This window comes from Neisseria dentiae (genome assembly GCF_024580525.1).
Lineage (GTDB): Bacteria > Pseudomonadota > Gammaproteobacteria > Burkholderiales > Neisseriaceae > Neisseria > Neisseria dentiae_A.
Genome location: NZ_JANIKQ010000007.1, coordinates 78,981 through 92,015, shown reverse-complemented (window position 1 = coordinate 92,015; position 13,035 = coordinate 78,981). Strand labels below are relative to the sequence as shown.

Below are 13,035 nucleotides of genomic sequence, written 5' to 3'. Positions count from 1 at the left end.
CAGACGGCCTGATTATTTAATACCACGGCGGGTTACACCTCCTGCACCGCCTCCGCTATCCGCTCGGCCATTCTGCGGCTGGCACCGCGGTGTTTGCCCACAAACGCTTCGGCGCAGGCGGCGTAGCGGCTGCGCGTTTCCGCATCGGCCAGCCATTGTGCGGCGGTGTATTGCCATTCTTGCGCACTGAACACCTGCTTGGCCGCACCCGCTTCCACCGCGCCCCGTGCGGCGGCGGCGAAATTGTAGGTGGAAGGGCCGAACAGGGTCGGCACGCCGCAGGCCACGGGTTCGATCAGATTCTGGCAGCCGGTATCAACCAGGCTGCCACCCACAAACGCCACGTCGGCGGTCAGATAATAAGCCATCATTTCGCCCATGCTGTCGCCTATCCACACGCGCGTGTTGGCGGCGATTGCTTCGTTATCGCTGCGCTTTTGCGTTTTAAAACCCAAGCGTACCGCCGTATCGTAGGCCGTCTGAAAACGTTCGGGGTGGCGCGGCACGATAACCAGCAGGGCATCGCCGTGATAGGCGCGCCACGCCTGCAACAGCAGTTCGGCTTCGTCCACGCCCTTGTGCTCGCGCGTGCTGGCGCACACAGTTACCGCCCGGTTGCCGATACGGCTGCGGAAGGTTGCCGCCAATTCGTGCATATCGTCGGTTGGGGTGATGTCGTATTTGGTGTTGCCGCAAACGTGCACGTTGGATGCGCCGATCAAATGCAGCCGTTCGGCATCGGCGGCGGTTTGCGCGTAGCAGCCGCGCAGGGTCTGCATGGCCGGCTCGACCAAACGGCGCACTTTCAAATAGCCGTTTTGCGATTTTTCCGACAGCCTCGCGTTGGCGAGAAACAGCGGCACGTTTTCTTCGGCGCAGCCGTGCATCAAATTGGGCCAGATTTCGGTTTCCATCAGAATGCCGAAGCGCGGGCGGTGTTCCTGCAAAAACCGGCGCACCCATTCGGGCTTGTCGTAGGGCAGGTAACGGCATTGTGCGTCGGGGTAAAGCGCTTCGGCGGCGGCACGGCCGGTGGGGGTCATTTGGGTAAGCAGCAGCGGCGCATCGGGAAAATAGCTGCGCAACTCGCGGATCAGCGGCCCGGCGGCGCGGGTTTCGCCCACCGACACGGCATGCACCCAAACCGGTTGCTGCACGGGATTTTTCTGCGCGCTGCCGAAACGCTCGCCCCAATGCTCGAGATAGGCGGGGGCTTTGGCGCCGCGTTTTTTCAGGTAGCGGCGGATGAAAAACGGCGCGATGTGCCAAAGCTGCGTGTAAAACCAACGTGTTGTGTTCATGAATATTCCGCAGGAAAACGTGGGCTTATTGTAGCGGATTTGCACGGGGCGGATAAGTGCGGTGATGCAAAGGTTTCAGGCCGAAGTTTGAGCCTTTTGCAAAATCCGCTCAGGCCGTCTGAAACACCCAATTCCGTCATACTCGGGCTTGACCCGAGTATCCCGCTTTATTGGAAACAATTGAAAACAATGAGATGATTGGGCAAATCCGAACATCTTTTTTTCAAAAGAAATAACAGATACTCGGGTCAAGCCCGAGTATGACGAAACATAAATAAATTCAGGATTAAAAACATATTTTGCAAAGGTTTCAGGCCGTCTGAAAGCTTTCAGACGGCCTAATTCATCACTATGGTGCTGTTTACGCCGGAAACGCAATCAAATCTTCGATTTCCATGCGGATGCCGATGCGGCTGCCGACGGGGTGGTCGTGGTGGCCGGCAACGTGGGCGTAAACAGTTTCGCCGCTGTCGAGTTTGAGCGTGTAGATGAAATAGCTGCCTTTGAAGTCTTTGTCGAGCACTTCGGCGGTAACGGCGCTCTCATCGTCGTGCACGATGTCGTCGGGGCGGATTAACACTTCCACTTCGCCGCAACTGCGGCAGGCGAGCGGCACGGTGCCGCAGAATTCGCCGGTGGCCAGCCTGACGCAGCGGTCGCCCTGCACGGCTCCGCGCAGCATCACGCCGGTGCCGATAAAGCGGGCGGCGTAGGCGTCGGCGGGGCGGTGGTAGAGGTTGTAGGGCGTGTCCCACTGTTTCAGACGGCCTTCATGCATGATGCCGATTTTGTCGGCCATGGCGAAAGCTTCCTGTTGGTCGTGCGTAACCAGAACCGCGCTGGTTTGTTCGTGTTTGAGCAGGCGGCGCACTTCTTTCGATAGGCGGGCGCGCAAATCGGCATCGAGATTGGAAAACGGCTCATCGAGCAGCACCAGTTCGGGTTTGGGGGCGAGCGCGCGGGCAAGGGCGATGCGCTGCTGCTGGCCGCCGGAGAGCTGGTGTGGATAATGTTCGCCGTATTCGGGCAGGCCGATTAATTCGAGCAGGCCGTCCACACGTTTGCTGCGTTCGGCGGCGCTGTGGCGGCCGAGGCCGAAAGCGATGTTTTGCGCCACGGTTAAATGGGGGAACAGGGCGTAATCTTGAAACACCATGCCGATGCGGCGCAAATGCGGCGGCACGAACGTGCGGCCGTCTGAAAGGGTTTTCCCTTTGAGGGCGATGCTGCCGCCGCTTGGCTGCTCGAAACCGGCCACGGCGCGCAGGGCGGTGGTTTTGCCGCAGCCCGAGTGGCCGAGCAGGCAGGCGATTTCGCCTTCTTCGAGCCGGAAACCGAAATCCTGCAACACGGGTTTGCCGCCGAAAGCGAGCGTGAGTTTGGAAACGTCTAAAATCATGAATGCTTCTCCGTGCGCGAAAACAGAATCACGGGCACTAAACCGGTTAACACGATCAATAAGGCGGGCAGCGCGGCATTGGCATACTGCCCTTCGATGGTGAACATATACACACGCACGGCCAGCGTGTCCCAATCGTGCGGGCGCGTCATCAGCGTAATCGGCATTTCTTTCATCATGTCCACAAACGCCATCAGCACCGCCGTGCCCAGCGCGCCTTTTAAAAGCGGCAGATAAATGCGCCGCAGCAGGCTGCCGCCGGTGCAGCCGAGCGAACGCGCCGCCTCGGCCTGCGCGGGGCTGATGCGCTCCAGCCCGGCTTCGACGGCGGCATAGCCCACCGCCAGAAAACGGATTAAATACGCCGCCAGCATCACCAAAAGCGTGCCTTTGAAAACAGCGGTGGTGCCCTCCGGCAGGTTTAAATGTGCAATCAACACATTATCCAGCCACGCCACCGGCACAAATACGCCCACCGCCAGCACCGTGCCGGGAATGCCGTAGCCCAGCGTGGCGATGCGTGCGGCCACGGCGGCAAAACGGCTTTTATCGGCGCGTTTGGCCAGCGCCAGCAGCAGCGCCGCCGCCGCCACCAGCAGGGCCGCGGCCAGGCTGGCGGCAAACGAATGCCACGCGTTCAGCCACAAAACGGTATTGAAACCGCTGTTGCGCGTTTCGTATGCCCAAAAACCGAGCTGCACCAGCGGCAGCAAAAAGGCAAAAAACAGAATCAGGCTGCAATAGAGCGCCGCCAGCCATTTGAGGCCGTCTGAAAGCGGCTTGCGGCGGTGCTGCTGTGCTTTGCCCGACTGGTTGAAACGGCGGTTGCCGCGGCTGAGCTGTTCCAGCGCCAACAGCACGAACACCAGCGTAATCAGCAAAGCCGCCAGCTGTTTGGCGGTTTCGAGCGAATAAAAATCAAACCAAGCCTGATAAATCGCGGTGGTAAAGGTGTCGTAACCGAACACCGACACCGTGCCGAAATCGGCCAGCACTTCCATCAGCGCCAAAATCACGCCTCCCGCAATCCACGGCCGCGCCATCGGCAAAGCCAGCCTGAAAAACGCACGCGCGGGCGACAATCCCAGCGATGCGCCCGCTTCCAGCGCCCGCTGCCCCATGCTCGAAAACGCATTGCGCGCGAGCAGGTAAACATAAGGATAAAACGTGAGGCTCATCACCGCCGCCAACCCGAAACCGTTGCGGATTTCAGGAAAAAACTGCTCGATACCGTAATGCGCACGCACCCAATTGTTCAGCGGGCCGCCGTAATCAAACAGGCCGATTTGGGTAAACGCCAGCACATAGGCCGGTACCGCCAACGGCAGCATCAGCGCCCAAAAAAAGAAACGCCGCAGGGGGAAATCATACATCGCCGTCAACCACGCCGCCGTGGTGCCCAGCACCGCCGTGCCCGCGCCCACGCCCACCACCAGCAACAGCGTGTTTTTCAGCAGTTCGGGCAGTTGGTAGTCGAGCAGAAACGTCCAGATTTCGGCATCGAACTCTCCCAATGCCGCCACAATCACCGCAAGCGGAATCAGAATCAGCACGACAGAGGCCGCCAGCCACAGGCGCGGCAGCAGCAGTTTGAATGCGGGCGTGTTCATAAGGTTTCAGACGGCCTCAAGAGAAAACAGCGCGTATTATCGGTTTTGCGGCTTCAGAATGCAAACCAGATACATCCTGCTACATCGTAAATGATAATTTATATTGTTTTAGCGGGTGATGTTGTTTAGAATAACCGCTTCAACCCCTGTTTGTTTCATAAGTTATTATAAAGGAAGAGAAATCATGATGAAAAAGGTACTTGCTGTTTCTGTGGCGCTGTTTGCCGCCGCACCGGCGTTTGCCGAAGAGCTGGTGGTATATTCTTCGCGCGCCGACAACCTGTTGCGCCCCGTGGTCGAAGCCTATCAGAAGAAAACCGGCGTAACCGTGAAGCTGGTTAACGACAAAGCCGGCCCCCTGATGGAAAAACTCAAGGCCGAGGGCAGCAACAGCCCCGCCGACGTGCTGATCACCGTTGACGGCGGCAACCTGTGGCAGGCTACCCAAATGGGCTTGCTGCGCCCGATTCAGTCGGCCACGCTCAAAGGCAATATCCCCGCCCACCTGCGCGACCCGAAAAACCAATGGTTCGGCCTGTCGGTGCGCGCCCGCACCATTTTCTACAACACCGCCAAAGTCAAACCGGCCGAGCTTTCCACCTACGCCGCGCTGGCCGACCCCAAATGGAAAGGCCGCCTGTGTTTGCGCACCTCAAACAATGTGTATAACCAATCTTTGGTAGGCACCATGCTGGCCAACCAAGGCCAAGCCAAAACCATGCAAACCGTTAAAGGCTGGGTGGCCAACCTCGCTACGCAACCTTTCCCCGATGACACCGCCCTTTTGGAAGCCATCGGCTCGGGCCGCTGCGACGTGGGCATCGCCAACACCTATTACTACGGCCGCCTGATGGATAAGAAACCCAACCTGCCCATCGGCATCTTCTTCGCCGACCAGCAAGGCAAAGGCACCCACGTTAACGTTTCGGGCGCAGGCGTTACCAAACACACCAAAAAAGCCGCCCAAGCGCAGAAATTCATCGAATGGTTGAGCGGCAGCGAAGCGCAAAACCTGTTTGCCGACCTGAACCACGAATACCCCGCCAACCCGAAAGTGAACCCCGACCCGAAAGTGGCCAAGTGGGGCAAATTCAAGCAAGACGTGATTAACGTGTCGGTGGCCGGCAGCAACCAGAAAAAAGCCGTGATGCTGATGAAGCAGGCCGGTTACAAATAACGCCGGTTTTCCCAAGCGTTTTAACCGCCGGATAAAGGCCGTCTGAAAATATTTTCAGACGGCCTTTTACTCGGTTTTACCTTTTGCCCACACTGCCGGTATTTATAATAAATCGTTTAATATTAATAACTTATAAAAAATTGTTGCAAAATGTTTACCCGCCGAAGCGCTTGAATCCGGCAACGAAAGCTACTATTCTGAGCCTTGAGCCTGATAGTGGATTTAATCCACTATTCAGAGTGTCGGATGCCAACACACCCCGGACTTACCCTCAAAACTTAGGAGAAATATTATGGCAAAAAACCTGAACGTGTTTGACCAAGAATACGGCCTGCTGATTAACGGCGAGTGGACCAAAGGCAGCAAAGGCGAAACCATCGTTTCATATAACCCCGCCAACGGCGAGGCTTTGGCCAAGTTTATCGACGCCAGCAACGAAGACGTTGACGCCGCCGTGGCCGCCGCACAGGAAGCGTTCAAAACCTGGCGCAAAACCACCGCCGCCGAACGTGCCGCCCTTCTCAACAAAATCGCCGACGTTATCGACGAAAACGCCGAACTGTTCGCCCTGCAAGAAACGCTGGATAACGGCAAACCCATCCGCGAAACACGCGCCGCCGACATTCCGCTGGCTTCCGACCACTTCCGCTATTTCGCCAGCGTGATCCGCGGCGAAGAAGGCACCTGCAACCAGCTCGACGAAGAAGATTTGTCTATCGTGTTGCGCGAGCCTATCGGCGTGGTCGGCCAGATTATCCCGTGGAACTTCCCCTTCCTGATGGCCGCCTGGAAAATCGCCCCCGCGCTGGCGGCAGGCTGCACCATCGTTATCCACCCCTCTTCGAGCACTTCGCTGAGCCTGCTCTCGTTTGCCCAAAAAGTGAACCATCTGCTGCCCAAAGGCGTGCTGAACATCATCACCGGCAAAGGCTCGAAATCGGGCGAATATATGCTGCACCATAAAGGCTTCAACAAACTGGCGTTCACCGGCTCCACCGCCGTGGGCCGCCGCATCGGCATCGCCGCCGCCGAAATGCTGATTCCCGCCACACTCGAATTGGGCGGCAAATCGGCCAACATCTTCTTCGACGACATGCCTTTCGACAAAGCTCTCGAAGGCGCGCAAAAAGGCATTTTGTTCAACCAAGGCCAAGTGTGCTGCGCCGGTTCGCGTATTTTCGTGCAGGAAGGCATTTACGATAAATTCGTTGCCGCCCTTGCCGAAGAATTTAAAAAAGTGAAAGTCGGCCTGCCGTGGGAAGACGACACCCAAATGGGTGCGCAGGTTAACGCCAACCAAGTGGAAACCATTCTGAGCTATGTGAAAATCGGCGAACAGGAAGGCTGCCGCATCATCACCGGCGGCAAGAAAGTGGAAGGCGATTTGGCCAAAGGCGAGTTTGTCGAACCCACGCTGATTGCCGCCGACAGCAACGATGCACGCGTGTCGCAAGAAGAAATCTTCGGCCCGGTGGCCACCGTAATCAAGTTCAAAACCGAGGAAGAAGTGGTGAAAATGGCCAACGAATCCGAATACGGCTTGGGCGGCGCGGTTTGGAGCAAAGACATCAACCGCTGCCTGCGCGTATCGCGTGCACTGGAAACCGGCCGCGTTTGGGTAAACTGCTACAACCGTCTGCCCGCAGGCGCACCGTTCGGCGGCTATAAAACCTCCGGCATCGGCCGCGAAACCCACAAAATGATGCTGGCAGCCTATACCCAGGTGAAAAACATCTATATCAGCACCCGCGAAGAGCGCGAAGGTATGTATTAAACCTAACCTTCATGCCTGAAGCGCATGTCTGAAACCATGCCGTCTGAAACCGTTTTCAGACGGCATTTTTCAGCTCTAATGCAAATGCTGGATTATCGGGTCAAGCCCGATAATGACGAAATCTAACATTTCAGACGGCCTCAATGAGTTTTGCAAAGGTCTCATGCCGCTTTTGACCAGCGGAAACAGCAAAGGCCGTCTGAACAATATTTTCAGACGGCCTGAAGCCTTTATCCCCTCTTTTGTCAGCGGATAATCCCGCGCGAAGAGGTGTCGAAAAAGTTTTTAAACACCGCCAGCTCGGGGGCGGTTTCGGCCATTTTCAACACTTCGGCCTTGGCTTCCTCCAAACCCAAGCCTTGGCGGTAGAGGATTTTATACACGTCTTTCACGCGGGCGATTTGTTCGGGCGAAAAACCGTTGCGGCGCATGCCTTCGCTGTTGAGGCCGGCCGGCTCGGCGCGGTAACCCGAAGCCATCACATAGGGCGGCACATCTTTATGCACGCCGGCGGCGAAGGCGGTCATGGCGTAATCGCCGATTTGGCAGAACTGGAACACCAGCGTGTAGCCGCCCAACACCACATAATCGCCGATGGTAACGTGCCCGGCCAGCGAGGCGTTGTTGGCGAAGATGGTGTGGCTGCCGATTACGCAGTCATGCGCCAGATGCACATAGGCCATAATCCAGTTGTCGTCGCCGACGCGGGTTTCGCCGATGCCGGTAACGGTACCGGTGTTGAAGGTGGTGAATTCGCGGATGGTGTTGCCGTGGCCGATAATCAGGCGGGTGGGTTCGCCGCGCCATTTTTTATCCTGCGGCTGGGCGCCGAGGCTGGCAAACTGGAAGATTTTGTTGTTTTCGCCGATGGTGGTGTGGCCTTCGATTACGGCGTGCGGCCCGATCTCGGTGCCTGCGCCGATCTGCACATTCGCACCGATAATGGTGTAGGCGCCGACTTTAACGCTGGAATCCAACTCGGCCTTGGGATCGATGACGGCGGTGGGGTGGATTAAGCTCATTGAGGCTTTCCTTTGTTGGCAGGCCGTCTGAAAACCATTTGCCGGGTTTCAGACGGCCTCTGCGGAGTTACTTATCGACTACGCGTTTGGCGCACATAATCACGGCTTCAACGGCAACCTGTCCTTCAACTTTGGCCACGGCGTTGAATTTGCCGATGCCGCGTTTGTTGGTAATCAGCTCCACTTCAAACACGAGCTGGTCGCCCGGAATCACTTGGCGTTTGAAACGGGCGTCGTCGATGCCGGCGAAGAAGAAGAATTCGTCGTCTTTGCGGCTGCCTTCGCTCAGAATCGCCAGCGTGCCGCAGGCCTGCGCCATCGCTTCGATAATCAGCACGCCGGGCATCACGGGCAGGTCGGGGAAGTGCCCCTGAAACTGCGGCTCGTTCATGGTAACGTTTTTAATCGCAGTGAGGCTTTTCATGCTCTCGAACGCGGTGATGCGGTCGAGCATCAGAAACGGATAGCGGTGGGGAATCAGTTTGTGGATGTCTTTGGCTTCGATGGGGAGATTGATTTCCATGGTTATTCCTTATTATTTTCTGCGGATTGCAATAACGGTAAGGCTTTTTCAAGCTGCTTGATGCGTTGGTTCATTTCGCTCAGGTGGCGGATATGGACGGCGTTGCGCGCCCATTCTTTATGGGTTTGCATCGGATACGGGCCGGCAATGTACTGGCCGCTTTCTTTGATGCTGTGGGTGATGCTGCTGCCGCCGCCGATGGTGGTTTTGTCGGCGATTTCGATGTGGCCCACCGTGCCGACGCCGCCGCCGATAATGCAGTAGCTGCCGACGGTTACGCTGCCGGAAATACCGGTTTTGGCGGCAATCACGGTGTGCGAACCGATTTTGCAGTTGTGGCCGATTTGCACTTGGTTGTCGATTTTGGTGCCGTTGCCCACCACCGTGTCGCTCATCGCGCCGCGGTCGATATTGCTGTTGGAGCCGATTTCCACGTCGTCGCCCAGCGTCACGCCGCCGGTTTGCGGAATCTTAAACCACGAATCACCCGCAAACGCCAAGCCGAAGCCGTCGGCACCGATAACCGCGCCGGAATGGATTTCCACGCGGTGGCCCAGCGTGCAGCCGTGATAAACCACGGCGTTGGGGTGGATAACGACTTCGTCGCCCAGTTTGCAGTTGTGTTCGACCACCGCTCCGGCCAGAATGCGGCAGCCTGCGCCGAGCACGGTATCGGCGCCGATATAGGCGTGTGCGCCGATTTCGCATCCGGCGGGAACGGTGGCGCTTTCTTCGATAACGGCGGTCGGGTGGATGAGGCCGCTGGCTTTTTCAACCGGCGAAAACAACCGCGCCACTTTGGCAAAATAAAGATAAGGGTCTTGCGCCACAATCAGGTTGCGGCCGGCAAACTCATCGGCTGTTTTGGGCGACACGATCACCGCGCCCGCCGCGCTTGCGGTAACGTCGGCTTTATATTTGGGGTTGGCCAGAAAACTGATGTGCGCGGCAGACGCATCCGCCAGCGGTTTTACCGCGCTGATCGAAACGTCGCTGCCGCGCCATTCCCCGCCCAATTCGGCGGTAATTTGCGACAAGGTATAAGAAACGGTGTCCATTTAAAGGGAGTGCCTTTGCGGTTAAGAAGGCCGGAATCCCGGCGAAACTGTTTTCAGACGGCCTCTTGCTGCGTTGTGCGTTTACGCCCTTTCGGGCAGGCACGCGGCCTGTTTATGCGGGTAACAGATATCGCGCCTTAAGCACATCAGGCAGCGTTGTGGAAGACAGGCCGTCTGAAAACGTTAACGGGCGTTCATGGCTTTGATAACGCGGTCGGTAATATCGTATTTGCTGTTCACATAGATTACGTCTTTCAAAATCAGGTCGTAACCTTCTTTTTTGGCCAAATCGATAATCACGCGGTTGGCGTTTTGCTGCAAAGCGGCAAACTCTTCGTTGCGGCGCAAGTTGTATTCTTCGGCCAGTTTTTCTTGTTGCAGACGGAATTTCTGCACCAGCTCGCCGAGCTGGCGCACGGTGGTTTCGCGCTCGGCTTCGGTAAGTTTGCCCGAAGCAAGTTTTTTCTCCAAATCCGCGCCTTCCTGTTGGATTTTTTGCAACGCTTTATGTTTGCCGCTGAATTCTTTTTCCAACGTTTTCTGAATACCCTGCGCCTGTCTCGATTCCTGATACAGCCGCTCGGCATTGATAAAGCCGATTTTCTGCACGCCCTCGGCGGCGGCATCGCCCATCAGGCACAGGCCCAATACGGCAGCGGCGCACCAACGCGCCCAATGTGATGTCCGGTTCATATAAAGTCCTTCTGCTTATCCCCTAAGCTGAAAAGGCGGCATCTTGCGCCAAACGGGCAAGATGCCTTCACGTTTTAGAACGTGGTGCCCAGTTGGAACTGGAAGCGTTGGATTTCATCACCCTGCTTTTTCTTAATCGGATAAGCATAGCTGAATTTCATCGGCCCCAAGGGCGACAGCCAGGTTACCGCCGCACCGGCGGAATAACGCAACTCTTCTTTAAAGGTGGATTTGTGGGTGGCTCCAACACCATAAACATTTTGAGTGGCGCCGCTGGTGTAATGGGTATCGCTGCTGCCGTCGTTATAGGTTTTGCCGTCCCACACGCTGCCCGCGTCGGCAAACAGGCTCAAGCGCACGGTGCGGGAATCTTTGATACCGGGCATCGGGAACAGCAGTTCGGCGCTGACGTTGGCTTTTTTGTTGCCGCCGTAGCTGATTACGTCGCCGTAGCGGTCATACACTTTCGGGCCGAGCGTGCCGCTTTCAAAGCCGCGCACCGAACCCAAACCGCCGCCGTAGAAGTTTTCAAAGAACGGCATTTCTTTGGTTTTGCCGTAACCGTTGCCGTAGCCCACTTCGCCGCCGAGCATCAGCGTAAAGTCTTTGCTGAGCGGGAAGAACCAAGTTTGGTTGTGGGTTAACGTGTAATATTGCAGTTTGCTGCCTGGCAGGCCGATTTCACCGTTGACGTTGGTTAAATAACCGCGGGTCGGCCACAAAGCATTGTCGGTTTTATTGCGGCCCCAGCCGATAGAACCTTTATAAACCCATCCTTTAAACTTACCGATACCGTCGGTACCTTCCCCGTGCTCATTGATGAAGTCCCGGTAGCGTTTAGGCGCACCGTCAAAGGTGCGTACGGTCATATGCTCCGCACCCAACCCGAAATTCACGCGGTCGTACTCGGTTACCGGCACCCCCATACGGATACCTGTACCCAATGTGGTGGTTTTATATTGCTGCGAACTGGAAGAAGATTTGCGCGGATCATATTCCTTGCCGTAGATATCGTAGCCCAAGCTCACACCGTCGGGTGTGAAGTAAGGCTCCGTAAACGATAATGAAGCGTTTTTAGTGGTTTTACTGCGCGAAATACGCGCGGAAGCGGATTTGCCCGTACCGAACAGGTTGTCCTGCGCCACGCCCATCGACATTACCAAACCGGTACCCTGCACCCAGCCTGCGCTCAAATCAAGCGAGCCGGTGGAACGTTCTTTAACCGACATATCCAAATCCACCTGGTCGGGCGTGCCTTCTACGGGTTTGGCTTCAAACTGCACATCATCGAAATAGCCCAACAATTCCACACGCTCTTTGGAACGCTGCAACTTGGAAACATCGTAAGGTGCGGCTTCCATTTGGCGCAGTTCGCGGCGCACCACTTCGTCGCGGGTTTTGTTGTTGCCGGAAATATTGATTTCGTTTACATAAATTTTGCGGCCGGGATCAACCGTGAGCACGAAATCCACCACACCGGTTTCGGGATTGGGCACGGGCTGCACGTTGATTTCGCTGAAGGCATAACCGGCGCTGCCCATGGCCGTTTGCATGGCTTGCAGGCTGTCGACCATTTTCTGACGCTCGTAACGTTTGCCTTCTTTCATCTTCAGCATTTTATACAGATCTTCTTTCGGCACTTCGCGGGTGTCGCCTTCGATCTGCACTTTGCCCCAGCGGTAGCGCGGGCCTTCATGCACTTTCACATGAATGGTTTGGCGGGTTTTGTCTTCGTTGGTTTGGATATAGGTATCGAGTACGCGGGCTTCGAAGTAACCGTTGTTTTGGTAGAAGTCGGTTACTTTTTCCATATCCTGAGCAAATTTCTGCTCGTTGAAACGGTTGTTGCGGGTGAGCCAGCTCAGCGCGCCGGTTTCGCTCAGCGACATCTGGCGGCGCAGTTTGCGGTCGGAATATTGTTCGTTGCCTTCAAATTCGATGTCGGCGATTTTGGTGGTGGCGCCTTCGTCGATTTTCACGTCGATGGCCACACGGTTACGCGCCAGCTTGGTAACGGTGGGGGTGATCTGCACCGACTGCTTGCCGCGGGTGATGTATTCCTGCTTCAAACCGGCCAGTGCTTCGTTGAGTTTGGCTTGGTTGAACGGCTGCGACTGCATCAGGCCGAAAGCATCGAAGTTTTTCTTGATGGCTTCGTTTTGCAGCATTTTCGCGCCGGTGATGTTGACGCTGCTGATGGTCGGCCGCTCCACCACGGTGAGCAGCACCTGGTTACCCAGTGTTTCTACGCGCACATCGTCGAAAAAGCCTGTGGCATACAGGTTTTTGATGATTTCTTCGCTCTTGGCATCGGTGAACGTGTCGCCGATTTTCACCGGCAGATAGTTGAACACCGTGCTCGGCTCGGTGCGTTGGAGGCCTTCTACGCGGATATCCTGAATGGTAAAGTCGGCCATAGCCAGCGGCGAGAGGCCGATTAACATCAAGGTTGCAGCAATCTGTTTCAATTTCATAACA

At 56.3% G+C, this 13,035-nt stretch carries 10 protein-coding genes; 2 read left to right on the top strand and 8 right to left on the bottom strand.

Annotation, left to right across the window (positions count from 1 at the left end; all coding sequences use genetic code 11):
• Positions 1-32: 32 nt before the first annotated feature.
• The 3 genes from waaA to NQ012_RS06075 form a co-directional block, all read right to left on the bottom strand.
• Complete coding sequence (gene waaA / locus NQ012_RS06085) at positions 33-1,301, bottom strand: lipid IV(A) 3-deoxy-D-manno-octulosonic acid transferase (RefSeq protein ID WP_257066717.1); 1,269 nt, start codon at positions 1,299-1,301, stop codon at positions 33-35.
• A gap of 361 nt (positions 1,302-1,662) precedes the next feature.
• Complete coding sequence (locus NQ012_RS06080; protein WP_257066716.1) at positions 1,663-2,700, bottom strand: ABC transporter ATP-binding protein; 1,038 nt, start codon at positions 2,698-2,700, stop codon at positions 1,663-1,665.
• Positions 2,697-4,310, bottom strand: coding sequence for an ABC transporter permease (locus tag NQ012_RS06075; protein ID WP_257066715.1), 1,614 nt, complete (start codon positions 4,308-4,310; stop codon positions 2,697-2,699). The genes NQ012_RS06080 and NQ012_RS06075 overlap by 4 nt, the downstream gene beginning before the upstream one ends.
• 187 nt (positions 4,311-4,497) lie before the next feature.
• Here NQ012_RS06075 and NQ012_RS06070 point away from each other — a divergent pair, with 187 nt between their 5' ends.
• Positions 4,498-5,487, top strand: a complete 990-nt coding sequence (locus NQ012_RS06070) for an extracellular solute-binding protein (protein ID WP_373566642.1) — start codon at positions 4,498-4,500, stop codon at positions 5,485-5,487.
• Between the two features lie 292 nt (positions 5,488-5,779).
• Positions 5,780-7,261 carry an aldehyde dehydrogenase family protein gene (locus NQ012_RS06065; RefSeq protein WP_257066713.1) on the top strand — a complete coding sequence of 494 codons (1,482 nt, stop codon included), beginning with the start codon at positions 5,780-5,782 and terminating at the stop codon, positions 7,259-7,261.
• Positions 7,262-7,506: 245 nt separating this feature from the next.
• On the opposite strand, the gene lpxA is transcribed toward NQ012_RS06065, so the two are convergent.
• The 5 genes from lpxA to bamA all read right to left on the bottom strand — a co-directional run bounded on the left by lpxA (position 7,507) and on the right by bamA (position 13,031).
• Entirely contained in the window at positions 7,507-8,283 is a 777-nt protein-coding gene (gene lpxA, locus NQ012_RS06060) for an acyl-ACP--UDP-N-acetylglucosamine O-acyltransferase (protein WP_257066712.1), read from the bottom strand.
• 67 nt (positions 8,284-8,350) lie between these two features.
• Positions 8,351-8,806, bottom strand: a complete 456-nt coding sequence (gene fabZ / locus NQ012_RS06055) for a 3-hydroxyacyl-ACP dehydratase FabZ (RefSeq protein WP_257066711.1) — start codon at positions 8,804-8,806, stop codon at positions 8,351-8,353.
• A 2-nt stretch (positions 8,807-8,808) separates the two neighbouring features.
• The gene (gene lpxD, locus NQ012_RS06050) at positions 8,809-9,864 is read right to left on the bottom strand and encodes a UDP-3-O-(3-hydroxymyristoyl)glucosamine N-acyltransferase (protein WP_257066710.1); all 1,056 of its coding nucleotides are present in this window, start codon (positions 9,862-9,864) and stop codon (positions 8,809-8,811) included.
• A 183-nt stretch (positions 9,865-10,047) separates the two neighbouring features.
• A complete protein-coding gene (locus NQ012_RS06045) occupies positions 10,048-10,557 on the bottom strand; it encodes an OmpH family outer membrane protein (protein WP_257066709.1) in 510 nt (169 codons plus the stop codon).
• A gap of 74 nt (positions 10,558-10,631) precedes the next feature.
• Positions 10,632-13,031, bottom strand: coding sequence for an outer membrane protein assembly factor BamA (gene bamA, locus NQ012_RS06040; protein WP_257066708.1), 2,400 nt, complete (start codon positions 13,029-13,031; stop codon positions 10,632-10,634).
• Positions 13,032-13,035 lie beyond the last annotated feature (4 nt).